Genomic DNA, 21,857 nt, shown 5'->3' on the forward strand with positions numbered 1-21,857 from the left:
GCGATGGCTCGCCACCTTGTCACCAGTGCGCTTCCGTATATCAACGGCATCAAGCACCTGGGGAACATGGTCGGGTCGATGCTCCCGGCCGACGTCTACGCGCGCTACCTGCGCCAGCGCGGCCACGACGTGCTGTACATCTGCGCCACGGACGAGCACGGCACGCCGGCCGAGCTGGCGGCGGCCGCGGCGGGGCTGCCGGTAGCGGAGTTCTGCGCGCAGGCCCACGAGACGCAGAAGAAGATCTACGAGGGCTTCGGGCTCTCGTTCGACCACTTCGGGCGCAGCTCGTCGCCGCAGAACGCGGAGACCACCCAGCACTTCGCGCGGCGCCTCCAGGAGAACGGCTTCATCGAGGAGCGCGCGATCCGGCAGGTGTACTCGCCGGTCGACGGCCGGTTCCTGCCCGACCGCTACGTCGAGGGCACGTGCCCGCACTGCGGCTACGACCGGGCGCGCGGCGACCAGTGCGAGAACTGCACCCGCGTGCTGGACCCGACGGACCTGATCGACCCCCGTTCGGCGATCAGCGGCTCCACCGACCTGGAGGTGCGCGAGACCAAGCACCTGTTCCTGCTCCAGTCGAAGCTGCAGGGCGAGGTCGAGGCGTGGATCGACAAGAACGGCACGGACTGGCCGCTGCTGTCGACGTCGATCGCACGCAAGTGGCTCGCCGAGGGCCTGCACGACCGCGCGATCACGCGCGACCTGGAGTGGGGCGTGCCGGTCCCGGCCGACACGTGGCCCGAGCTCGCGGCCGAGGGCAAGGTCTTCTACGTCTGGTTCGACGCCCCGATCGAGTACATCGGCGCCACCCAGGAATGGGCCGACGCCGGCTCGGGCGCCGGTGCGGCCCGGGACTGGAAGTCCTGGTGGTACCAGGCCGACGACGTCCGCTACACGCAGTTCATGGCCAAGGACAACGTCCCGTTCCACACGGTGATGTTCCCCGCCACGCAGCTCGGCGTCCGCGAGCCGTGGACGATGGTCGACTACGTCAAGGGCTTCAGCTGGCTCACCTACTACGGCGGCAAGTTCTCGACGTCGCAGAAGCGGGGCATCTTCACCGACGCCGCGCTGGAGATCCTGCCGGCCGACTACTGGCGCTACTTCCTCGTCGCGAACGCACCCGAGTCCGACGACTCCTCGTTCACCTGGGAGCACTTCGCCGGGACGGTGAACAAGGACCTGGCCGACACGCTCGGCAACTTCGTCAACCGGGTCCTGACGTTCTCCGCCAAGCGGTTCGGCGACGCCGTCCCGGCGGGCGGCGAGCCGGGTGCGGCCGAGGAGAAGCTCGGTGCGGAGGTGGCCCGGCTCCTCGCGGAGCTCGAGGAGCACATGGAGGCCCTGCAGTACCGCAAGGCCGCGAATGCCCTGCGCGCCCTGTGGTCGGCCGGCAACGCCTACCTGGTCGAGAAGGAGCCGTGGAAGCAGGTCAAGGTTGATCCCGACGCCGCGGCGGTCTCGCTGCGCACCGCGATGAACCTGATCCACCTGTATGCGGTGGTCTCGGAGCCGTTCATCCCGGAGACGGCCGCGACACTCCGGGGGGTCTTCGCGCTGGAGGACGACGCCGCGACCTGGGTCACCCCGGAGGGCGCGATGTCGCTCTCCGCCGTTCCCGCCGGTACGACCTTCTCGGTCCCCCCGGTCCTCTTTGCCAAGATCACTGACGAGGACCTGGAGGAGTACCGCACCCGCTTCGGCGCCGCTGAGGCCTAGACCTGGGCCGCCGCCAGCTGCTCCCGGACCTGGCGCTTGGCGCGGGCCAGCATGCCCGCCATGCCGTTCAGGCGTAGCAGGCTGACCACCTTGGTCAGGCCGAGCTGCAGCGGGAAGTCCTCCGGCACGTCCAGCACCTGCTGCGCCGTGAGTCCGGTCAGGCCCTGTGCCAGGATCGACGCGAAGCCGCGCGTGGTGGGCGCCTCCTCCGGGGCGGTCGCGTAGAAGGCGACCACTCCGGCGTCGTCCACCTCGGCGAAGGCGTAGACGGGGGACTGGCACTCCTGGACCCGTTCCAGCCGCTCCGGCGCGTCCGCGTACCTGGCGGGCAGCGGCGGCAGCTCTTGCGACACCTCCAGCAGGAGCTGGAGGCGGTCGCGCTCGGGCGTCTCCAGGAAGGCTTCCCGCAGCTCGGCGAGGGCTTCGGGCAGGTCGACGTCGTTGGTGCTCATCTCTTCATCCTGCCACCGCTCGTCGTCCGGCCGGGTAGATCGCGCCGAGCTCCTCGCGGGTCTGGTAGGTGCCGATCCCGGTCAGGACAGCCGACGGTCCAGCACCCCCAGGTGGGCCCAGGCCCGCGCCGCCTGCGGCCCGCCCGGCGGCGTCAGCCGCGCCAGGCGCGTCCACGCCGCGTGGTCGTCGGCACCCTCGTCGCGTGCGGTCCACTGCTCGACGGCGGACGCGTCGTCGCAGGCGTGCACCGCCTCGCGGACCTCGGCCGCTACCTCCTCGCGCAGCCGCTCCACACCCGGTGCGACCGACCGGCGCAGCAGCGGCTCGGCGTAGGCCGTCAGCGCGCCGCGCACGTCGCTGCGGCCAAGCCGGGATCGCACGGTGTCGACGTCGGACGAGAGCGGGCGCGCGAGCCGGTAGGGCCGCGACCCGGCGAGCAGCGGGCCACCCAGGACGCCGTCGGCCACCCTGCGCAGGCGGGAGATCTCCGCGCGCACCGCCACGAGCGACAGGTCGCCGGGGTGCAGCAGCACGGCGAGCTCCTCCGCGCCGAGCCCGCGGGGGTGCTCGGCGAGCAGCAGCAGGATCTCGGCGTGCCGCAGGGAGATCCGCCGCTCGCGCAGGGTGGGCGTGCCGAGCACCCGGAGGTCGGGGGTGCGGTCGGGCGCGCCGACACCCAGACCCAGGTCCACGTCGAGGCCACCCGCCCAGGCCGGGCGGCCGCCGTCGGACTCCCGGAGCCGTGCGGCGGTGCGTGCGGCGAGCTCGCGCTCGACCATCGCGACGGTTGCCCGCACCAGCGCGAGGGCGACGTGGAAGCCGGCGGCGCTGCCGCCGGTGAGGTCGAGGACGCCGATGATCCCGCCCGCCGGGTCGTGCACCGGGGCCGCGGTGCAGCTCAGCCGCTGGACCGGGCGCGCGAAGTGCTCGGCCCCGAGCACCTGGACCGGAGCCCGCGTGGCGAGGGCCGTTCCGGGCGCATTGGTGCCCACGGACTCCTCGCGCCAGACCGCGCCCTCGACGAACCCGACGTGGTCCACCGCGGAGCGCACCGGTCCCCGGCCCTCTATCCACAGGAGACGGCCGATGTCGTCCGACACCGCGATCACCAGGTCGTCGCTCGTGGCACCGCCCACCAGGTCGCGCACGAGGGGCATCGCGATGGCGAGCGGGTGGTTGCGTCGGTAGTCGTCGAGGTCGGCCGACGCCGCGACGGCCACCTCGCCCGGATGGTCCGGGTCCACACCGTTACGCAGGCTCCGGCGCCACGAGGCCGCGACGACGGGATCGATCCCGTCGGGTTCGTGCGAGCCGGCAGAACCGACGAAGCTCTCGTACGCCGCGCGAACCCACTGCGCGTCCCGGTGTGGCACCTGCGTCATGCTGCCCCTGACCTTGTTCGGACGTCGTCGTCGAACCCAGCCAGTGTAGGCGCGGGGCCAAGGCCATCAACAGGTTGTGCACCGGTTTCGCCAAGGCGCCCACCGGTGCGGAGCGCTAATCCGCGAATCGCCGGTGTATTACGGCCTTGATGCGCGGCATGTGAGATGTAGTCTTAGCGTCAATCGCATCGGTTATCCAAAGGGCCTCGAGTCCGACACTTTGTTTTCATGGGATCTCTCTTTGGGGGAAGAGTTGAACACCATCGCATTGGCGAAACCGGAACCTGCGATATCCGGGACTGACGACGAACCGGGCGACAGTCCGACCCGGCTACCCACGATCGACCTAGCCCAGCTTCCGCCGCTGGACGTGGCGGAGCCTTCGCCCCTCGTTGTTGCAGGCGATGTCGCCGGCGCCCGCGGCCGCAGGCCCTGGGTTTTCGGGGCCGCGATCATCACCGGCATCGCCGCCGTCATCACCCTCTGGACCGTTTCGGCCGAAGCGGACGAGGCCAGCCGCATCGTGGCGCTCACCTCCCAGATCGACACCCAGGTCTCCAGCACCTCGGCCCGATCGCACGACCTGGCCGCCGTCATGGACATGGCGGAGCGCGTCTACCAGCACTCCGACGGCAAGGTCGCCGACCCAGCCACCCGGATCATCCTCGCCGAGGCGATCGCCGAGGCCCGCCAGGCCGGGGCGCAGCGAGTCACCGACACCCCGCCTAGCTCCGTGACGCAGGCCCGCACCCTGCTCGCCCAGGCAGCGCACATCGAGAACTCGCTCGACTGGGCCGTGGAGGACCTGCGGATCGCCGTTGACATGGTCCAGCAGTCGCAGGGTGCGCAGCGCGTGCTGGACACTCGTGACCCGGTCGGCAACCGGACGGTGCTCGCATCGCACAACGGATCCTGATCCGCGCCGGCTCATGGCCATGGCATTGAGTTCCAACGCTTTTCGAATGTCGAAATCTGTTTCCAGAAATCGCCTTTCTCCGAGGATGCGGGAACTCTTTCGGCCCGTGTTTTCCGATTCATCAAATGCTCTGGCGCCTTTTGCCCCGGAGCGGGACTCGAGCGAAAATCACGGCAGCGCACGGTAGGCATCCACCAGGTCGACAAACTCCGCCCGCAGCCCGTAGGGATCCGCGCCCCGGGCGCTCCAGGCCCGCTCCCTGACGGCGTCGAGGCTCGCCGCCCCCTGGTACTCGGACTCGGTGGCGATCAGCCCGAGCTCGGCCACCGCGGACGCGAAGGCGAAGTCCGCCGACGGCGTCGGCGTGAACGCGTCGGGGCCGACGGCGAACGCCGCCTCCGTGCTGGCCGTCGCCTCGCCGTCATCGGTCGCTCCAACCCGACCAGTCTCCCCGCCGTCACCCGGAGCCTTGTAGCGCACGTGCACGGTCATGAAGTCCTCGTCGGCCGGCGCGCCGACCGGGATCAGCTCGTAGAACGCGGTCACGGAGTGCCCGGCCCCGACATCGCCGGCGTCCTTGGTGTCGTCGTCGAAGTCCTCGTCCGCCAGACGCCGGTTGTCGTACCCGATCAGCCGGTAGGAGCGGACGGCGGCCGGGTTCAGCTCCACCTGCAGCTTGAGGTCCTTGGCGACCACGAACATCGTCGAGTCGAACTCGTCCACCAGGACCTTGCGCGCCTCCGCGAGCGTGTCGATGTAGGCGTAGTTGCCGTTCCCGTGGTCCGCGATGGCCTCCATCGTGTTGTCCTTGAGATTGGCCATGCCGAAGCCCAGCACCGACACGTAGACGCCGGACTCCCGCTCGGCCTCGATCAGCTCCGTGAGCTCCTGCGGGGTCGACGGGCCGACGTTGAAGTCGCCGTCGGTCGCCAGCACCACGCGGTTGTTGCCGCCCTCGACGAAGTTCTTCTCGGCCAGCTCGTAGGCCGTCCGCAGCCCGTCCGCGCCGCCCGTCGAGCCGCCGGCGCGCAGCGACCGCAGGTGATCCACCAGCACCCCGTGCGCCGAGCCGGGCACCGAGTCGGCGACCACCTGGTTGTCGCCCGCGTACGTCACTATCGACACCCGGTCGCGCTCGTCGAGCTGTTCCACCAGCAGCTCGAACGACTCGGCGAGCATGGGCAGCTTGTTGGGCTCGTCCATCGACCCGGACACGTCCAGCAGGAACACGATGTTGTTGCCCTCCGACGTCGGTAGCGCCTCCGTCGCCTGCACACCGACCATCGCCAGCTGGTGTGCCGAGTTCCACGGCGCCGGCGCGACCTGGGCCGCTACGGAGAACGGGTGCTCCGCATCGGCGTCGGGCGCCGTGTACCCGTAGTCGAAGTAGTTGACCAGCTCCTCGATGCGCACGCCCTCGGGCGCCACACCCTGGTTCACCTGGCGGCGCAGGTTGGAGTACGACGCCGTGTCGACGTCGGCCGAGAACGTGGACAGCGGGGTGGTGGTGACGTCCTGGAACGACGACTCGGGGGAGTCGTCGTACTCCTCCTGCTGCTCGGGCGGCATCATCCGCTCGGTCGTCCCGGGGCCGGCGAAGTCCTGGTCGGGGAGTGCCGGCGCGGCCTCCGCACCGCTCAGTGCTTCTGTGTTGCCCAGGTCCCTGTCGGCCGGCGCCTCGGGGGCCGGGGCCAGCAGTTCCGCCGAGTCTGCCGCGGTCTGAACCGGCTCGTCCTGGGCGGTGCAGCCCGCGAGTGCCAGCACCACGGTCAGCGCCGCCGCCAGCGGCACCATCAGCGGAATGGCCAATGGCCGAGCGCCTGCGGTGGTTTGGGTCCGGCGGGGTGCGGGGGTCATGGGAGGCCTCTCATCGTGCTCGGCTCGTGGTCCGGCTTCGGGGATCCGGCGATCTGTCCTCTGGAATCCATCTGTTCCGACGGTCGCGGGACTTGCGGTGGCGAGGTCACGGTCGGGTTGCGGTGGCCTGCAACCCCGATGCAACGCCCGCCTGCCTAACCTCGGCCCCACCTGGGTGCACCGCTGCACCCGGGTGTGGTTCCGCCGTCGGGCAGCCGACGACGGGCACGAGAACCTGCGAGGAGGCAGACCATGACCGTTTACGCAGCCCCGGGTACCGAAGGTGCCATCGCCACCTATCGGCCCCGGTACGACCACTGGATCGGCGGCGAGTACGTGGCGCCCGCGAACGGGCAGTACTTCGAGAATCCGAGCCCTGTGAACGGGCGGACCTTCACCGAGGTGGCGCGCGGCGACGCCGACGACATCAACCGGGCGCTCGACGCCGCGCACGGCGCGGCGCCGGCCTGGGGGCGCACGTCGGTCACCGAGCGTGCGCTCGTCCTGAACAGGATCGCCGACCGCATCGAGGAGCACCTCGAGGAGCTGGCCGTCGCCGAGACCTGGGAGAACGGCAAGCCCGTCCGCGAGACCCTCGCCGCCGACCTCCCGCTGGCCGTGGACCACTTCCGCTACTTCGCGGGCGCGATCCGGGCGCAGGAGGGGTCGATCAGCGAGATCGACGGTGACACCATCGCCTACCACTTCCAGGAGCCGCTGGGTGTGGTCGGGCAGATCATCCCGTGGAACTTCCCGATCCTGATGGCGGTGTGGAAGCTGGCGCCGGCGCTCGCGGCAGGCAACGCCGTGGTGCTCAAGCCGGCCGAGCAGACGCCGACGTCGATCCTGTACCTGATGGAGCTCATCGCGGACCTGCTCCCGCCGGGTGTCATCAACGTGGTCAACGGGTTCGGCGCGGAGGCGGGCAAGCCGCTCGCGAGCTCACCGAGGATCCGCAAGATCGCGTTCACGGGTGAGACCACGACGGGCCGCCTGATCATGCAGTACGCGTCGCAGAACATCATTCCCGTGACGCTGGAGCTGGGCGGCAAGTCGCCGAACATCTTCTTCAGCGACGTCGCCGCGGCGAACGACGAGTTCTACGACAAGGCCCTGGAGGGCTTCACGATGTTCGCCCTCAACCAGGGCGAGGTGTGCACGTGCCCGTCCCGCGCGCTCATCCAGTCGGACATCTACAGCTCGTTCCTGGCCGACGCCGTGGTGCGCGTCGAGGCGATCAAGCAGGGCAACCCGCTGGACACCGACACGATGATCGGCGCGCAGGCGAGCAACGACCAGCTCGAGAAGATTCTCAGCTACTTCGACATCGGCAAGGCGGAGGGCGCCAAGGTGCTCACCGGCGGGTACCGGGCCGAGATGGAGGGGGACCTCGCGGGTGGGTACTACGTGACTCCCACGATCTTCGAGGGCAAGAACTCCATGCGGATCTTCCAGGAGGAGATCTTCGGGCCGGTGGTGGCGGTGACGGAGTTCGGCGACTTCGACGACGCGATCAAGATCGCCAACGACACCCTCTACGGGCTGGGTGCGGGAGTGTGGACCCGGTCCGGCGCGGAAGCCTACCGAGCGGGGCGCGCGATCGAGGCGGGTCGCGTGTGGACCAACTGCTACCACGCCTACCCGGCGGCGGCGGCGTTCGGCGGCTACAAGGGCTCGGGCGTGGGACGCGAGAACCACAAGATGATGCTCGACCACTACCAGCAGACCAAGAACCTGCTGGTGAGCTACGCGCAGGGCAAGCAGGGCTTCTTCTAAAGGCCCCGCCGTGCCAGACGTACAGGTCACTCGCGTGACCTGTACGTCTGACCGTATCCACGAGGAGGGTTCTATGTCTGACGACGTCCACTCGCCCCAGGCGGTCGGCGCCCCACCTGCGCGGGTCGCCGTGACGGACGACGCGGCGAAGCTGCTCGCGCGGCTGCGCGTCAAGCACGGTGAGCTGATGTTCCACCAGTCCGGCGGCTGCTGCGACGGCTCGTCGCCCATGTGCTACCCGGACGGCGACTTCATCACCGGCGACGCGGACGTGCACCTCGGCGACCTCGCGATCACGACGGCGGACGCCGTGGGACCGGACTCCGTGGACGACACCCCGTTCACGGTCCCGGTCTGGATGAGCCGCAACCAGTTCGAGTACTGGAAGCACACGCACCTGACCATCGACGTGGTGCCCGGCCGGGGTGCCGGGTTCAGCGTGGAGGCACCCGAGGGCGTGCGGTTCCTGATCCGGTCCCGGCTGTTCACGGACGAGGAGTGGGAGCGGCTCGCAGACTGATCTGATGAAGGGGTTGAAGTTGACGCGGCGTCAACCTCTACCGTGGTGCTCATGCAATGGTCCATACAGGAGATCGCGCGCTTGACCGGCGTCACGAGCCGAACGCTTCGGCACTACGACGCCGTCGGGCTGCTGCCCGCCGTCCGTACGACGGACAGTGGCCCACGCCGCTACGACCGCACCGCTGTGGTGCGGCTGCAGCGGATCCTGCTGCTGCGTGATCTCGGGCTCGGCCTCGGCGACATCGCCGAGGTGCTCGACACCCAGCGGGACGAGGCGCAGGCCTTGCGCAAGCACCTCGTCGCGCTGCGGGCGGAGCAAGGCCGGCTGGCCCGGCAGATCGTGTCGGTCGAACGGACCGTCGCCGATCTCGAGAAGGACCCGGACAGAGGGGAGGACATCATGGCGAAGGACATGCTCGACGGCTTTGACCACACCGTCTACGAGCAGGAGGTCACCGAGCGCTGGGGACGTGACGCGTACCAGAAGAGCGACGCCTGGTGGCGCGGGCTCAGCGTGGACGAGCAGCGGGACTGGAAGGCGCAGGTCGCGGCGCTCAGCAAGGACTGGGCGGACGCCGCGGTGGCCGGGATCGACCCGGCCTCGGACGAGGCGCAGGTGCTTGCCGCGCGGCATGCCGCCTGGCTCGGGTCCGTCCCGGGCACACCCGGGTCCGAGGTGCAGCTCCCGGAGCGCGGGTACCTGCTCGGCCTGGCCGACATGTACGTGGCGGACGACCGGTTCGGCGCGAACTACGGCGGCCTGGAGGGCGCGCAGTTCGTGCGGTCGACCATCCGTGTTTTCGTGGAGCGAAATTACCCGAAGGGTGATTCCTGAGCTCCGTGCTGCACGGTGATCTTGATGACCGGTGAGTCCCCGGCCTGGGCGTTCCGTGCCCGGGCCGGGGACTCGCTGGTCTACCGGTCGTCAGTACCGCCGCAGGACCGGTCACTGACACGCAGTTTCAAAGGTAGCCTCTGCACATGCCCGACGCCGCCGCCGAAAACCCCCAGAAACCCGCGGTGACCTGCTGGTTTGCGGGTCTCACGACGCTCGATGTGATCCATCGGAGCGCCGTTCGACCGGGCCCCAACCAGAAGATCACCGCCGTTCGACAGGACGTGTCCGCGGGCGGCCCCGCGGCCAACGCGGCGGTCACCGCCGCGACGCTCGGGGCGCGGGCCCTGCTGATCAGTCCGGTGGGCGCAGGCCCCGTGGGTGCGGCCGCCCGCGGTGACCTGGAGGATCACGGCGTCGAGCTGCACGACGTCGCAGAGGGCAGCACCATCCCCCTGGCCGTCTCCGCCGTCATTGTCGACGACGAGACCGGCGACCGGTCGGTAGTCTCGCCCGACGCCATGCTCACCGGCGCCTTCGACGTCGTAGCGGCAGACCTCGATGCCCTGCCCCGGCCCGACGTGGTCCTGCTCGACGGGCACCACCCGGACCTGGCCCGCAGCGTGCTGGCCTACGCGCGAGCCCTGGAGCCGCGCCCCCTGATCGTGCTCGACGCCGGCCGGTGGCGACCGGTCTTCGCCGAGCTCATGGGCTGGGCGGACGTCACTGCCCGGTCCGCGGACTTCCACCCCCCGGACGGCGTCCCGCGCTCCCACGCCACGGTCGCCACTCACGGCGCGGAGCCCGTGACCTGGTGCGACGCGGACGGCAGGCACGGGTCCACCGAGGTGCCCGCCGTCGACGTGCGCGACACCCTCGGCGCTGGGGACGCGTTCCACGGTGCGCTGGTCGTGGCGCTCGCGCGCGGCGCCGGCCTGGAGGGCGCGGTCCAGGAGGCGGTGCGGGTGGCGACCCTCCGCGTGCAGTACGTCGGCCCCCGGTCCTGGCTGGAGAACCTGTAGTGCGGCTGACAACTGGCGAGCTCGTCGAGCGTGCCGCGCGGCTCGCCGACGACGCCGCGCGCGCCGGGCGGGCACACGTCCTCGGGATCACCGGCCCGCCCGGCGCGGGAAAGTCCACGCTCGCCGCCGCGCTCGCTGACGGGCTCCCGCCCGGCGCGGCCGTCGTCGTCGGCATGGACGGCTTCCACCTGTCCAACGCCGTGCTGGTGGCCAACGGCAGCCGCGACCGCAAGGGCGCCATCGACACGTTCGACGACGCCGGGTACGCCGCCCTGATCGACCGCATCGCGAACCGCGGCCCCGGCAGCCCGACCGTCTACGCGCCGGTGTTCCGCCGCGAGATCGAGGAGCCGATCGCCGCGGGTACCGCGGTCACCAGCGAGCCCCTGGTCATCACGGAGGGCAACTACCTCCTCGCCCCCGGCGGCGCCTGGCCCGCCGCGCGCTCCCGGATGGCGGAGGTCTGGTACGTCGACCTGCCCGAGGCCGAGCGCCTGCGGCGCCTCGTCGCCCGGCACCAGGCCTTCGGCAAGTCCTTGCCCGCCGCCGAGGCGTGGGCCGGCGGCACCGACCAGCGCAACGCGGACCTCATCGCGACGACCCGGGACGCGGCAGACCTGATCGTCGAGTGGGTGTAGCTCACCCGATTTCGAGGACCGCCACCCGCCAGACCCCGCGGCGCGCCTCCAGCCGCACGGCAGCGGCACGGACCCGGCCCTCGTCGTGCAGGATCACTGTCGCCTCGGCCGAGCTGTCGCCCAGCCGGACCATCCGGACGCGCCGGACCGTTGCCGCGTGTGCCTTCGGGCGCGGCGCGCGGTGCTGCCGGGCCTCCCGCATGAGCCGCCCCCGCTCCAGCAGCTGGTCGTAGACCTGCGGCGTGACCCAGCGCGCGAGCTGGGCCGCCGGGCGCTCGCCCCGGAGCACCTCCACCGCGGCACGGACCACCCGACATACCTGCGCGGTGGGGTCGGGCAGGGCGGGATCCGGCTCGGGTGCCGGACGCCCGGACACCGCCTCGAGGGCGGCCGCCGCGTTCTGCAGCTCCGGGTACGGCGTGCCGCCGATCCGCATGCGCCGCAGCCGTCGGCCGATCCCGGGCCCGGTGACGGGCCCGACGAGCGGTGCGACAGGTCGGCGCGCCGGCGACGGGGTGCCTGACGTGGTCGAGCTCGATCGTGCTGGCGACGACGGCCCCGACGGGACGGGGGTCGGTCGCGCCAGTCTCGGGCTCGGCGGGTTCTGGTTCGGTGTGCTCGGGCGGCGCGGGGGCGCGTCGTCGGGTGCGGCAGCCGGTGGGGCGTCGGACGGAGCGGGCGGTGGGACGTCGACAGCGGTCATGCGCTCTCCTGGGGCGTGGCGGTGGTGGTGGGCGTGAGTGGCGTGCGGTGGCGTCTGGTCGGGGCGGAGATCAGTCGCGAGTGCGCGGGGCGGCGGCGTCAGGGCTCGCGCAGCACCATGCCCGGGTGGATCAGGTCGGGGTCGGGGCCCAGCGTCTGCCGGTTGGCCTCGTGCCACCGCGGCACGGCGGCGGCGATCTCGGCGTCGGACGGGTCCGCCGTCGCCTGCTCGGCGGCGAGCCGGTCGGCCGCGATCGCCCAGAGTGTGTCTCCCGGCTCGACCACCACTACCGGCTCGCGTCCCGTCCCGGTGCCCTGGCCTCGGTTGACCAGCGAGGTGCGATCCGGCGCCGGCCTGGGTCGCGACGCGGCTGCGCCCTGGGTCGGCTGCCAGCCGAGCTCGAGCACAACTGCGGAGTCGGGGTCCGCTGACGAGGCGGCCCCGGCGCCCCAGTCCGGCACGGCCATCGCCGTCGGGGCGGTCAGGGCTAGACCGAGCCCTGCACCAGCGGCGACCCGGGCGAGGCGGCGTATAACCGCCGGTGCGTGCAGCGCCACCGTCCGTTCGCCCGCTGCCCAGCGCAGGCCGGAGCGGCCCGCCAGCACCCAGGCCAGCGCGACGAAGGCGTGCAGCCCCACCCAGCTCGCCAGCACGGTGCCGACGGCCACCGCCGCGAGCTCGACGATGTCCTCGACCGGGAAGAGCGCCGAGCCCAGGCCCGCGCCCACCTGCCAGGTCCGTGCGGCGAGCACGCCGGCCGCCACGACCAGGACGATGCCAAGAGCCAGCAGCCCGGCGAGCCCGTGCCAGGTGCGCGGCGGGTGCGCTGCGCCATCGTGCCGCGTGCCCGGCGGACGCGACGCGCCGTCGTGCCACGCGTGCGGCGGACGCGACGCGCCGTCCCAGTCCTCTGTCCACGGGCACTGCTGACGACTCTTTGCTCCGTACGACGGCGATGTGTGCCTGAGGGCGCTGCTCGACATGGTTCCCCCTGCGATGGTCGGAATCCGGCGTGGATGACTACTCAATCCGACGATGATGGTTGTTGATATCGTCCGGTGCTCGATATTCAACAACGGTGTCGTCGGGGTGTCTACCGGAGAGCGGGATGGCTGTGGATAGCGCAGGGTGGCACCATGACATCCACGCAGCCGGTAGGTCCCACCCGATGGGAGGCGCTGTTCGGCGACCTCGAGGCGCAGGCGCGTGCGCAGTCAGCGGCCGAGGCCGACGCCCTCGTGTCCGAGCTGACGCGTGCCGAGCACGCGACGATGATGCTCGCGGACCGATTCCGCGCCGCTATAGGGACCGAGGTCACCCTCGAGCTGCTCGACGGCGCTGCGCTGCGCGGCATCGTGCGGGAGGCGGCGGACGAGTGGGCCCTGCTCCAGGGGGTCCGGCCGGAACCGGCCGGCCTGCACCTGGTGCCGTTGGCCGCGATCGCCGGAGTGAACGGGCTGGGTCGTCAGGCGGCGTCAGCGACGTCGCGGCGAGACCTGCTTGGTCTCGGTCCCGTGCTGCGGACTCTCCAGCGCGACCGCGCGCGGGTCACGGTGCGCACGCTCGGCGGAACCGTGGGTGGGCGGATTGCACGGGTCGGCAAAGATCACCTGGACATCGATGTACTCGATGATCGCGGAACCCGGCTGGTTCCGTTCTCGGCCTTGCTGGCCGTGAGCGAAGCGCCCTGAACTTGTCGGCAATGCCGGTAAATGGAGCGGGACCGATGCCACTCCGCATGGAGTGGTCCGGTCCCGTGTGCGACGGGCCTTTCAGGCGTCCGTGGTCGCAGAACCCTTGAGCCGCTCACGGCTCTTTGCATACATGCGCTCGATGTATGCCTCGAGCTCCGCGGCCTCGACCCGCCAGACCTTCTTGGGGCCTACCTGGATGGCGGGAAGGTCACCGGTCCGCACCAGTGCGTACCCCTGGGCCATCGAGATGTTCAGGGTCTCGACCACATCGGCCAGAGAGAGAAAGCGCTTTTCCATGGGAACAGTGTGGCACGAGACACCGACATGAGGGGGTTATCCACAAGAAGTGTTTATCTGATGCCGGATCGGCGACGTTCGATCACTATGGTTCCGGCGCTCTGCCTGGGCTGTGCCCCATTGTGTCCAGATCAGCACTTCAACTTGTACTCGACGTTCTACTCAAAGTCCACCAAAGTACGCGGAAGGACCAAGATGTCGTATGCCCCGGCGCCCCAAGTCCCGGGCCAGGGTCTCCCGGAGCCGGTCGCTACCCGGCTGCGCCGACCCCGCTGGCGCGACCCGCGGCTCGTGACCGGCATCGTCATCGTGGCTCTGTCCGTGGCGCTCGGCTCCTGGGTGGTTGCGACCGCGAGCCGGACCGTCCCGGTGTTCGTCGCGGACGGAGCCCTGACTCCCGGCACGCCGCTCACCGCGGACGCGCTCCGCACCGTCGACGTCCGACTCGGGGCCGGGGCGGGCCGGTACCTCCCCGCGGACGAGGCGTTGCCGGCGGATCTCGTGGCGCTCCGCGTCGTGGACGACGGCGAGCTGGTCCCGCTGACCGCCCTCGGTGCCGATGCTGATGTCCGGTCCGTGGCGGTACCGGTCGCCTCCGGCCTCTCGGACCGGATCCGCACGGGCGCGGTGGTGGACCTGTGGTTCGTGCCGGAGGCACCCGTCACGCCGGAGCCGGGTGCGGCCAGACCGGAGCCGAGCACGCTCGCGCGCGACGTCGTCGTCGAACAGGTGGACGCCGAGGACGGGGCCATCGTGGTGGACGGCACCGTCACGCTGCACGTGCTGGTGCCCGCCGACTCCCTCCCGACGGTGCTCTCCGCGCTCTCGGACACGGGCACGGTCACGGTAGTTCCCGTGGCGGGCGGTCTCCGATGAGCGAGGAACGAGTGGTCACCGTCCTGGTGGCGGTGCACACGCCCGAGGACGAGGCGGCGGCGGTCACCGCCCTCGGCGCGCAGTCGCAGGTGACGGTGGCCCGGCGGTGCGCGGAGCTGACCGAGCTGCTGGCGGCGGCCGAGGCGGGCGCCGGTACGGCCGCCGTCGTCTCCGGGGACCTGCCCGGCCTGGACCGGGACGCGGTGGCGCGGTTGCGCGGGGCGGGGCTGCGCGTGGTCGCGATCGAGGACCCGGCCACGCCCGCCGAACGGCTCGCCGGGCTGGGCTGCGACGTCGTGGTGGCGAGCGGGGACACGGAGAGCCTGGTCGCCGGGGTCCGGGGCGACGCGCCGGAGGTCGCCGAGCTCACGGCCGGGCTGCCCGGACCCGGGGCCGGTCCCGGCATGATCATCGCCGTCTGGGGCCCGGCCGGGTCGCCCGGGCGGACCACCACCGCCATCGAGCTCGCCGCCGCGCTCGCCGGGGTGGGCGCCCAGGCGGCGCGTCGCTCCGGCCTGCTGCGCAGGCATCGCCCCGCGCCGGCCGCCGTCGCCGCGGGGCAGGTGCTCCTGGCCGACGCCGACACGTACGCGTCCTCCGTGACCTCGCGCCTCGGCCTGCTCGACGACGCTCCCGGCCTGGCCGCCGCCGCTCGTTCGGCCGGGCAAGGGGCGCTCGACGTGCGGACGCTCGCCCGGCACAGCCCGATGGCGCTGCCCGGAGTGCGGGTCCTGACGGGCATCACCCGTGCGTCCCGCTGGCCGGAGCTGCCGGCCACCTCGCTCGACGTGGTCTTCCAGCGCTGCCGCGAGCTGGCCGCCTGGACGGTGGTCGACTGCGGGCCGGTTCTCGAGGCCGACGAGCTCCTCATGTACGACACACGCGCACCGCAGCGCAACGGCGCGACCCTGAGCGCGCTGCAGGCCGCGGACATCGTGGTGGTGGTCGGTGGGGCGGACCCGGTGGGGCTGCAGCGCCTCGTGCGCGGCCTGGAGGACCTGCGGGACGCCTCGGTGCCGGTGCCGGCGGCCCGCCTCGTGGTGGTCAACCGGGTGCGCGTCTCCGCCGTCGGACGGCGGGCCGATGCCCAGGTGCGCGACGCGCTCGCGCGGTACGCCGGGGTGGAGGACGTCTACCTCGTGCCCGACGACCCGGCGGGCCTGGACGCCGCGCTGCTGGCAGGCCGGGTGCTGGCGGAGTGCGCGCCCGGATCCCCGGCGCGCGCCGCCTTCGTCGGGCTCGCCGACCGCGTCCGGGAGCTGGTCCCCGCCGTCGTCTGAGGCCGTCGTGTGAGGCACGTGCCGGGAGCGCGACCCGGGTAACAATCCGCCCGACCGGCGCGGCTTGGCGCCATGTTTGTGACATCCGACGCTAAGTTGTGCCCGTGCCCGCCGTGACGAAGGACAACTACGCCGACGACCTGCGTCTGGCGCACGTGATCGCCGACCAGGTCGACTCCATCACCATGTCGCGGTTCCGGGCGCTGGACCTCAAGGTCGAGACCAAGCCGGACCTCACGCCGGTGTCCGACGCCGACCGTGCGGCCGAGGACTTCATCCGCGGCCAGCTCGCCCGGGCCCGCACGCGCGACGCGATAGTCGGCGAGGAGTACGGCTCAGCCGGCAACGGTGCGCGGCGCTGGATCATCGACCCGATCGACGGCACCAAGAACTTCGTGCGTGGTGTCCCCGTGTGGGCCACGCTGATCGCCCTGGCCGACGGCGAAGAGGTAGTTGTCGGCCTCGTCAGCGCGCCCGCTCTGGGCCGCCGCTGGTGGGCGGCCAAGGGATCGGGCGCGTGGACCGGAAAGTCGCTGGCAGCCGCGTCGCGCATGTCCGTGTCGGGCGTCTCGCGGCTCGCGGACGCGTCGTTCAGCTATGCGTCCCTCGGCGGCTGGGAGGAGCGCGGCAAGCTGGAGGGCTTCCTCAACCTGACTCGCGCGTGCGCCCGCACCCGCGGGTACGGCGACTTCTGGTCGTACATGCTGGTGGCCGACGGCGCCGTCGACATCGCCGCGGAGCCAGAGCTCGAGGTGTACGACATGGCCGCGCTCGTGCCGATCCTCACCGAGGCAGGCGGCACGTTCACGTCGCTCGAGGGCAAGCCCGGGCCGTGGGGCGGCAACGCGGTGGCGACGAACGGAAAGCTGCACAAGGAAGTGCTCGACTTCCTGGCCTGAGCGGGCCCCTCAGGCGCGCGGGATGCTCTTGAGCTCGCTCCAGTCGTACCAGAGAAGGTCGCGGTCGGTGACGCGCTGCAGCGCCTCGTCGAGCGCGGTCAGTGACTCCTCGCCGATCTCCGTGGTCGTCTCGGCGTCGCTCTCCTCGTCCGCGGCGGCCAGCACGTCCGCGATGTCGGACGCCGCTTCCACCTCGTCTACGTGCACGCAGACGATCGCGACGTTCTCGACGGTGCTGGTCACCTGAACTTCGGAGGCGACCGGCTCGTCGTCATCGGATGCTCCGCCGTCGGATGCCCCGCCCTCCGAGGCCAGGCCGATCGCCGCGTCCGGGACCTCTACCGTGATGATCACCCGCTGGTGCGGGGCGTCCGGGCGGCCGGCGATCAGCGCGAGGGAGTCGTCGGCGGCGTTCAGTGCGGCGGTGTACTCGAGGCTCTCGGCGTCCTCGTCGGGCAGGGTCGCCTCGAGCTGCTTCGTGACGGCGTGCGCAGTGCGCGGGGCGACGGTCCAGCGGGCCGCGTCGGCGGTGTGGGTGACGGCGTCGAGCTCGTCGAGCGTGGCGGGCACGTAGATGCGCATGTGCTAAGTGTGGGCCACGTCGACCGCACGACCCTCGCGCCACGACCGGTAGGCGGCCTCGACGATCGCGGTGGTGCGCACCCCGGCCTGGCCGTCCGGCTGCGGCGTGGTCCCGGTGCGGACGGCGTCGAGGAACGTCGTCAGGAGCGCCTCGTCGAGGTTCGGCCCGTAACCGAGCGACAGCTCGTTGGCCTTGGACTCCGACCAGCCCGAGACCCGGGGCGCGAACGGGTCGACGTCGATGAGGCCGGCGTCGGAGACCACCGAGAGCGTCAGGCCGCCCCAGATCGAGTGCGAGGCCGGCCGCGACCAGCTGCAGTCGATGGTGAGGTTGGTGCCGTCCGCGTAGGTGACCGTGACGATCCCCGCCGTCTCCACCGCGGCGTCCGGGTGCAGCAGGTTGTTGGCCGTCGCGTGCACCCGGACCGCCGGGACGCCGTCGAGCAGGGAGTCGACCAGGTCGGCGAGGTGAACGGTGTGGTCGGTCATCGCGCCCCCGCCGGCCAGCTCGGGGTCGGTGAACCAGGCTCGCACGGCGGGCACCTGGCCGTTGTTCGTGCCGGTGATCGCGTGGACCTTGCCGATGCGGCCCGCCCGGTACTGGTCGCGCAGGTCGGTGAACGCGGGAGAGAAGCGCACCGGGAACGCGACCATGAGCGGCACACCCGCGGCGGCGCAGGCGGCCACCATCGCCTCGGCGTCGGCTACCGACGTCGCGAGCGGCTTCTCGCAGAGCACCGCGGCGCCCGCTGCGGCGGCGGCCTCGACGTGCGCGCGGTGGCGCGCGTTCTCGGAGCAGACGATCACGGCGTCCGGCCCCCAGGCCAGCAGCTCCTCGTAGGTGTCCACGTAGCCGACGCCGAGCTCCGCGGCGAGCGCGGCGCCGCCCGACTCACCGGCCGGGCGGGTGACGGCGTCCGGGTCGGAGGTGAGCAGCTCGACGTCGGGCAGCGCCGCGAGCAGGCGCGCGTAACCGAGGGCGTGCGTGTGCGCGAACGACATCAGGGCGACCTTCATCGTGGTCCCTCCAGTTCGACGACCTCGCCCAGGCCGAGGGAGCGGCGCGCGGCGTCGGCCACGCGGACGGCCTCGAGCCCGTCGGCGGCGGTGACCCGGGGCTGCGGGCCGCCGCGGAACGCCGCGAGGAACTCCCGCAGCTCGGTCAGGTACGGGCTCTCGCCGAGCGCCGCCGTCGGCACATAGCCGTCGGTGCCGGCCGCAGCCCCGCCGTTGACCCAGGTGGTGGGGTTCGTCGCGGAGTCGTACCGCAGCACGCCGCCCGTCCCGGCGACCTCGAAGCGCGTACGGAACGCCACCGGCCGGGCCGACCAGACCCCGCCGATGCTGCTCACGCTGCCCGACGTGTGGGTAAGCACCACCTGCGCCGCGACGGTGCCCGACCGGTCCGGCACGGAGCGCACCGCGCGCAGGGACGCGACGGGGCCCGCGTTCCAGGTGGCGAAGTCGATGTCGTGGATCATCAGGTCCATCACGATCCCGCCCGAGAGGTCCGAGTCGAGGAACCACGGCGAGGTCGGCATGACGCCCTGCCGGTCACAGCGCTGCACGGCGAGCGTGCCCAGGTCGCCGCGCTCTACGGCGTCGTGCACCACCGCGTGCTCGGGGAAGTACCGCACCACATGCGCCGGGAACAGGCCGACCCCTGCGGCCGCGCAGGCGGCGATCATCGCCTCCGTGTCCTCGACGGTCAGCGCGAAGGGCTTCTCGCAGACGACGTCGCAGCCGGCCGCCGCCGCGGCCTCCACCAGGGCCCGGTGCGTGTGCGTCGGGGTGCAGATGTCGACGACGTCGCAGCGGGCGAGCAGCTCGTCCAGGGACGGGGCGACCTGTCCGCCGTACCGCGCGACGAGCTCGTCCGCGCCGTTCACGCTGTGCACGACGACCTCCACCCCGAGCTTGAGCCAGCCCGCGATATGGACTCCGGCGATCCCGCCGGCGCCGAGAAGTCCGACAGTGGTCATGGGACGAGGCTAGTGGGGCCGCGGCTCGTCCGGGGTGCGTTCTCGAGATGCGTGTTCGTCCTGGCTCGCTACCCTTTCCGCGAAGCCGACGAGGGGGACAAGTGGGACTGAAGACCGCGATGCTGGTGTACGCGGACGGGGACGTGGCCGCAGGACTGACCGCGGCCGCCGACTTCGCGGACGAGGCTGGGGCCGCTGAGCTGCTCGGCCTGCTGTGGCCACCCGCGCGGATCCGCCCGGACGGGGAGGAGCCCTGGGACCTCGGTGATGCGGTGTTCCCGCCGGAGGGCAGGGCCTGCGCGCTGTCGACGCCGGAGGTCGACGTCCTGTGCGACCAGGCCCTCATGCTCGACCGGCCCTCGCAGCTGCCCGCGCACCTGGTCGACGCGAGCATGGGCCGCACCCTCTACCTGCACGCGATGCACAACGCGGTGGACTGGTTCGCCTTCGCCGTGTGGCGGGACGGGGAGCTGGTGCGCTCGCTGAGCCTCTCGCCCGACGACGGTCTCCTGGAGGACATGGGCGAGCGGCTCGCCTTCGAGGAGCCCTTCTGGGCGGGCACGCACCCGGCTGCGGGCGGTGAGGACTACCCGTTGCCGTTCAATCCGCTGGTCCTGGGCGAGCACGCCCTGCGTGAGTTCTTCGGCTTCAGTGGGGAGGGCGCCGACGACGGCGGCCCGTCCGCCGGCCGGCTGGACCCGTGGGCCGTGGAGCTGTTCGGCTTCCAGGTGGTGTAGCGCACACGTCTCGACAGAACCTCCAAAAACTCGTACAGTTGTTCGAGAGCGAGGAGGTCGACATGCCCGAACCCACGATCTTTCCTGAACCTGCCACCCTGCCCGAACCCGCGGTGATCCCCATGCTGTCCTACCAGGACGGCGTCGCGGCCATGGACTGGCTCATCGAGGTGTTCGGCTTCACCGAGGCGGAACGCTGGCTGGACGACGACGGCCACCTCTCCCACGGCGAGCTCGACGCCGGGGGCGGGCGCGTCATGCTGGCCGAGCTCGCGTCGTACGAGGGTCCGACGGCGCACCGCGCCCACTGCAGAGCCGCGGACGCCTGGCTGTCGACGCCCTGGGTGATCGACGGAGTGCTGGTCCACGTGGCCGACGTCGACGCGCACCTCGCCCGCGCCCAGGCGGCCGGCGCCGGCCTGCTCTCCGCGATCGAGGAGGCCCCGTACGGCCGCTCGTACCGAGCGGAGGACCTGGAGGGCCACCGCTGGATGTTCCTGCAGACGTAACTGGGTCAGCCGTCAGCGATCAGGCGTCCGGGCCTGTCCTGGAGGAGAGCAGGCGGCGGAATGAGTTGAGCCGGGCCGCGCGGGCCGGCCGCTCGTCCTCCGGGGAGGCCTCGATCCAGTCGTCGAGGGCGCAGTCCGGGGCGTCCGCGAGGTGCGTGCAGCCGCGCGGGCACTCCTGTGCCACCTCGTCGAGGTCCTCGAACGCGTGCAGCAGGTGTGCGACCTCGACGTGTGCCAGGCCGAACGAGCGCACGCCCGGGGTATCGACCACCCAGCCGTCGTAGGTCTCCGCCACGGGCAGCCGCAGCGCCACCGCCGATGTCGAGGTCTGCCGGCCCCGGCCGGTGACGTCGTTGACGACGCCGGTGGCACGTTTGGCCTCCGGTACCAGAGCGTTGATCAGCGTCGACTTGCCGACACCGGAGTGCCCCACCAGCACCGACACGAGGCCACGCAGCCGGTCCCGGACCTCCTCGACGGACTCGGGTGCCAGGACCAGGCCACCGGCCGTCTGGCCTGCGCGGTTCGCGCCGTCGGCCTCGCGGTTCGCGCCGTCGCCCAGGTCGCCGGACGGCGCCCGCCGCGTCACCACCACCTCCACCCCGAGCGGCTCGTAGAGCTCGCGGAGCACGTCGGGGGAGGCGAGGTCGGCCTTCGTCAGGCAGAGCAGCACCGACATCCCGGCGTCGTAGGCGGCCACGACGCAGCGGTCGATCATGCCGGTGCGGGGCTCGGGCTGGGCCAGCGCCGTCACGATGACAAGCTGGTCCGCGTTGGCGACGACGATGCGCTCGAACGGGTCGGTGTCGTCGGCGGTGCGGCGCAGCGTCGAGGTGCGCTCCTGGATGCGCACGATGCGCGCGAGCGATCCCTCGCCGCCGGAGACGTCGCCCACGACGTCGACCCGGTCGCCCACGACCACCCGCGTGCGGGTGAGCTCGCGCGCCTTCATGGCGGTCACGACGGTCTCGTCGGACGCGTTGCCGGTCGCGTCCCCGACCAGCAGCGTGTAGCGCCCCCGGTCCACGCCCGTGACGAGGCCGGTCACGGCGTCGGAGTGCTCCGGCCGCTGCTTGGTCCGGGGGCGTGAGCCGCGCTTGGACGGGCGGGAGTGGAAGTCCGACTCGTCCAGGCCGCGCCGGCTCATCAGGCGGTCCCCATCAGCCGATGCC

Annotated in this window: 23 protein-coding genes; 13 read left to right on the forward strand and 10 right to left on the reverse strand. The window is 71.8% G+C overall.

Features of this window, described 5'->3' with window-relative positions; all coding sequences use genetic code 11:
- Nucleotides 1-3: 3 nt before the first annotated feature.
- Nucleotides 4-1,725, forward strand: coding sequence for a methionine--tRNA ligase (gene metG, locus AB1046_RS21615; RefSeq protein WP_369371343.1), 1,722 nt, complete (start codon nt 4-6; stop codon nt 1,723-1,725).
- Here the strand turns inward: metG and AB1046_RS21620 are convergent.
- Together AB1046_RS21620 and AB1046_RS21625 are read right to left on the reverse strand one after the other, a co-directional pair.
- Nucleotides 1,722-2,177, reverse strand: a complete 456-nt coding sequence (locus AB1046_RS21620) for a SufE family protein (RefSeq protein WP_369371344.1) — start codon at nt 2,175-2,177, stop codon at nt 1,722-1,724. The two genes, metG and AB1046_RS21620, sit on opposite strands and share 4 nt — an antisense overlap.
- 81 nt (nt 2,178-2,258) lie before the next feature.
- Complete coding sequence (locus tag AB1046_RS21625) at nt 2,259-3,560, reverse strand: transcriptional regulator (RefSeq protein ID WP_369371345.1); 1,302 nt, start codon at nt 3,558-3,560, stop codon at nt 2,259-2,261.
- Nucleotides 3,561-3,930: 370 nt separating this feature from the next.
- Here AB1046_RS21625 and AB1046_RS21630 point away from each other — a divergent pair, with 370 nt between their 5' ends.
- A complete protein-coding gene (locus AB1046_RS21630) occupies nt 3,931-4,476 on the forward strand; it encodes a hypothetical protein (RefSeq protein ID WP_369371346.1) in 546 nt (181 codons plus the stop codon).
- Between the two features lie 168 nt (nt 4,477-4,644).
- Here the strand turns inward: AB1046_RS21630 and AB1046_RS21635 are convergent, their stop codons facing one another.
- Nucleotides 4,645-6,285 carry a von Willebrand factor type A domain-containing protein gene (locus tag AB1046_RS21635; RefSeq protein ID WP_369371347.1) on the reverse strand — a complete coding sequence of 547 codons (1,641 nt, stop codon included), beginning with the start codon at nt 6,283-6,285 and terminating at the stop codon, nt 4,645-4,647.
- A 300-nt stretch (nt 6,286-6,585) separates the two neighbouring features.
- Between AB1046_RS21635 and AB1046_RS21640 the strand changes: the two genes are divergently transcribed.
- The 5 genes from AB1046_RS21640 (at nt 6,586) to AB1046_RS21660 (ending at nt 11,126) form a co-directional block, all read left to right on the forward strand.
- Nucleotides 6,586-8,109 carry an aldehyde dehydrogenase family protein gene (locus AB1046_RS21640; protein ID WP_369371348.1) on the forward strand — a complete coding sequence of 508 codons (1,524 nt, stop codon included), beginning with the start codon at nt 6,586-6,588 and terminating at the stop codon, nt 8,107-8,109.
- A gap of 73 nt (nt 8,110-8,182) precedes the next feature.
- Nucleotides 8,183-8,629 (forward strand): DUF779 domain-containing protein, encoded by a 447-nt coding sequence (locus AB1046_RS21645; RefSeq protein WP_369371349.1) that lies wholly within the window; start codon nt 8,183-8,185, stop codon nt 8,627-8,629.
- Nucleotides 8,630-8,680: 51 nt separating this feature from the next.
- The gene (locus AB1046_RS21650) at nt 8,681-9,466 is read left to right on the forward strand and encodes a MerR family transcriptional regulator (protein ID WP_369371350.1); all 786 of its coding nucleotides are present in this window, start codon (nt 8,681-8,683) and stop codon (nt 9,464-9,466) included.
- 146 nt (nt 9,467-9,612) lie between these two features.
- Nucleotides 9,613-10,488: a PfkB family carbohydrate kinase gene (locus AB1046_RS21655; protein ID WP_369371351.1), complete on the forward strand. Its 876-nt coding sequence runs from the start codon at nt 9,613-9,615 to the stop codon at nt 10,486-10,488.
- Nucleotides 10,488-11,126: a nucleoside/nucleotide kinase family protein gene (locus tag AB1046_RS21660; RefSeq protein WP_369371352.1), complete on the forward strand. Its 639-nt coding sequence runs from the start codon at nt 10,488-10,490 to the stop codon at nt 11,124-11,126. The genes AB1046_RS21655 and AB1046_RS21660 overlap by 1 nt, the downstream gene beginning before the upstream one ends.
- Before the next feature lies 1 nt (nt 11,127).
- On the opposite strand, the gene AB1046_RS21665 is transcribed toward AB1046_RS21660, so the two are convergent.
- Nucleotides 11,128-11,829, reverse strand: coding sequence for an Rv3235 family protein (locus tag AB1046_RS21665; protein ID WP_369371353.1), 702 nt, complete (start codon nt 11,827-11,829; stop codon nt 11,128-11,130).
- Between the two features lie 98 nt (nt 11,830-11,927).
- A complete protein-coding gene (locus tag AB1046_RS21670; protein WP_369371354.1) occupies nt 11,928-12,812 on the reverse strand; it encodes a LysM peptidoglycan-binding domain-containing protein in 885 nt (294 codons plus the stop codon).
- Nucleotides 12,813-12,965: 153 nt separating this feature from the next.
- Here AB1046_RS21670 and AB1046_RS21675 point away from each other — a divergent pair, with 153 nt between their 5' ends.
- Entirely contained in the window at nt 12,966-13,520 is a 555-nt protein-coding gene (locus AB1046_RS21675) for a hypothetical protein (RefSeq protein ID WP_369371355.1), read from the forward strand.
- An 81-nt stretch (nt 13,521-13,601) separates the two neighbouring features.
- On the opposite strand, the gene AB1046_RS21680 is transcribed toward AB1046_RS21675, so the two are convergent.
- Nucleotides 13,602-13,820 carry an AlpA family transcriptional regulator gene (locus AB1046_RS21680; protein WP_116673897.1) on the reverse strand — a complete coding sequence of 73 codons (219 nt, stop codon included), beginning with the start codon at nt 13,818-13,820 and terminating at the stop codon, nt 13,602-13,604.
- Between the two features lie 195 nt (nt 13,821-14,015).
- Between AB1046_RS21680 and AB1046_RS21685 the strand changes: the two genes are divergently transcribed.
- The 3 genes from AB1046_RS21685 (at nt 14,016) to hisN (ending at nt 16,875) form a co-directional block, all read left to right on the forward strand.
- Complete coding sequence (locus tag AB1046_RS21685; protein ID WP_369371356.1) at nt 14,016-14,696, forward strand: hypothetical protein; 681 nt, start codon at nt 14,016-14,018, stop codon at nt 14,694-14,696.
- A complete protein-coding gene (locus AB1046_RS21690) occupies nt 14,693-15,976 on the forward strand; it encodes a CpaE family protein (RefSeq protein ID WP_369371357.1) in 1,284 nt (427 codons plus the stop codon). Before AB1046_RS21685 ends, AB1046_RS21690 begins: the two co-directional genes overlap by 4 nt.
- A gap of 98 nt (nt 15,977-16,074) precedes the next feature.
- A complete protein-coding gene (gene hisN / locus AB1046_RS21695) occupies nt 16,075-16,875 on the forward strand; it encodes a histidinol-phosphatase (RefSeq protein ID WP_369371358.1) in 801 nt (266 codons plus the stop codon).
- A gap of 9 nt (nt 16,876-16,884) precedes the next feature.
- Here the strand turns inward: hisN and AB1046_RS21700 are convergent, their stop codons facing one another.
- The 3 genes from AB1046_RS21700 to AB1046_RS21710 are packed head-to-tail and all read right to left on the reverse strand — an operon-like array spanning nt 16,885 to nt 19,439.
- Nucleotides 16,885-17,457: a hypothetical protein gene (locus AB1046_RS21700; RefSeq protein ID WP_369371359.1), complete on the reverse strand. Its 573-nt coding sequence runs from the start codon at nt 17,455-17,457 to the stop codon at nt 16,885-16,887.
- A gap of 3 nt (nt 17,458-17,460) precedes the next feature.
- Complete coding sequence (locus AB1046_RS21705; RefSeq protein WP_369371360.1) at nt 17,461-18,474, reverse strand: Gfo/Idh/MocA family protein; 1,014 nt, start codon at nt 18,472-18,474, stop codon at nt 17,461-17,463.
- Nucleotides 18,471-19,439, reverse strand: a complete 969-nt coding sequence (locus tag AB1046_RS21710; protein ID WP_369371361.1) for a Gfo/Idh/MocA family protein — start codon at nt 19,437-19,439, stop codon at nt 18,471-18,473. The genes AB1046_RS21705 and AB1046_RS21710 overlap by 4 nt, the downstream gene beginning before the upstream one ends.
- Before the next feature lie 101 nt (nt 19,440-19,540).
- Between AB1046_RS21710 and AB1046_RS21715 the strand changes: the two genes are divergently transcribed.
- Nucleotides 19,541-20,176 (forward strand): hypothetical protein, encoded by a 636-nt coding sequence (locus tag AB1046_RS21715; protein WP_369371362.1) that lies wholly within the window; start codon nt 19,541-19,543, stop codon nt 20,174-20,176.
- Nucleotides 20,177-20,238: 62 nt separating this feature from the next.
- Nucleotides 20,239-20,685 carry a VOC family protein gene (locus tag AB1046_RS21720; RefSeq protein ID WP_369371363.1) on the forward strand — a complete coding sequence of 149 codons (447 nt, stop codon included), beginning with the start codon at nt 20,239-20,241 and terminating at the stop codon, nt 20,683-20,685.
- Nucleotides 20,686-20,704: 19 nt separating this feature from the next.
- Here the strand turns inward: AB1046_RS21720 and AB1046_RS21725 are convergent, their stop codons facing one another.
- Nucleotides 20,705-21,832: a ribosome small subunit-dependent GTPase A gene (locus tag AB1046_RS21725; protein ID WP_369371364.1), complete on the reverse strand. Its 1,128-nt coding sequence runs from the start codon at nt 21,830-21,832 to the stop codon at nt 20,705-20,707.
- Nucleotides 21,833-21,857 lie beyond the last annotated feature (25 nt).

This window comes from Promicromonospora sp. Populi (assembly GCF_041081105.1).
Classification (GTDB): Bacteria; Actinomycetota; Actinomycetes; order Actinomycetales; family Cellulomonadaceae; genus Promicromonospora.

Excerpts from the sequence above, each read along its gene's own strand:
- metG (WP_369371343.1), top strand. The coding sequence starts at position 4 with ATGGCTCGCCACCTTGTCACCAGTGCGCTTCCGTATATCAACGGCATC.
- AB1046_RS21620 (WP_369371344.1), bottom strand. The coding sequence starts at position 2,177 with ATGAGCACCAACGACGTCGACCTGCCCGAAGCCCTCGCCGAGCTGCGG.
- AB1046_RS21625 (WP_369371345.1), bottom strand. The coding sequence starts at position 3,560 with ATGACGCAGGTGCCACACCGGGACGCGCAGTGGGTTCGCGCGGCGTAC.
- AB1046_RS21640 (WP_369371348.1), top strand. The coding sequence starts at position 6,586 with ATGACCGTTTACGCAGCCCCGGGTACCGAAGGTGCCATCGCCACCTAT.
- AB1046_RS21645 (WP_369371349.1), top strand. The coding sequence starts at position 8,183 with ATGTCTGACGACGTCCACTCGCCCCAGGCGGTCGGCGCCCCACCTGCG.
- AB1046_RS21650 (WP_369371350.1), top strand. The coding sequence starts at position 8,681 with ATGCAATGGTCCATACAGGAGATCGCGCGCTTGACCGGCGTCACGAGC.
- AB1046_RS21655 (WP_369371351.1), top strand. The coding sequence starts at position 9,613 with ATGCCCGACGCCGCCGCCGAAAACCCCCAGAAACCCGCGGTGACCTGC.
- AB1046_RS21665 (WP_369371353.1), bottom strand. The coding sequence starts at position 11,829 with ATGACCGCTGTCGACGTCCCACCGCCCGCTCCGTCCGACGCCCCACCG.
- AB1046_RS21670 (WP_369371354.1), bottom strand. The coding sequence starts at position 12,812 with ATGTCGAGCAGCGCCCTCAGGCACACATCGCCGTCGTACGGAGCAAAG.
- AB1046_RS21675 (WP_369371355.1), top strand. The coding sequence starts at position 12,966 with ATGACATCCACGCAGCCGGTAGGTCCCACCCGATGGGAGGCGCTGTTC.
- AB1046_RS21680 (WP_116673897.1), bottom strand. The coding sequence starts at position 13,820 with ATGGAAAAGCGCTTTCTCTCTCTGGCCGATGTGGTCGAGACCCTGAAC.
- AB1046_RS21685 (WP_369371356.1), top strand. The coding sequence starts at position 14,016 with ATGTCGTATGCCCCGGCGCCCCAAGTCCCGGGCCAGGGTCTCCCGGAG.
- AB1046_RS21690 (WP_369371357.1), top strand. The coding sequence starts at position 14,693 with ATGAGCGAGGAACGAGTGGTCACCGTCCTGGTGGCGGTGCACACGCCC.
- AB1046_RS21700 (WP_369371359.1), bottom strand. The coding sequence starts at position 17,457 with ATGCGCATCTACGTGCCCGCCACGCTCGACGAGCTCGACGCCGTCACC.
- AB1046_RS21705 (WP_369371360.1), bottom strand. The coding sequence starts at position 18,474 with ATGAAGGTCGCCCTGATGTCGTTCGCGCACACGCACGCCCTCGGTTAC.
- AB1046_RS21710 (WP_369371361.1), bottom strand. The coding sequence starts at position 19,439 with ATGACCACTGTCGGACTTCTCGGCGCCGGCGGGATCGCCGGAGTCCAT.
- AB1046_RS21720 (WP_369371363.1), top strand. The coding sequence starts at position 20,239 with ATGCCCGAACCCACGATCTTTCCTGAACCTGCCACCCTGCCCGAACCC.
- AB1046_RS21725 (WP_369371364.1), bottom strand. The coding sequence starts at position 21,832 with ATGAGCCGGCGCGGCCTGGACGAGTCGGACTTCCACTCCCGCCCGTCC.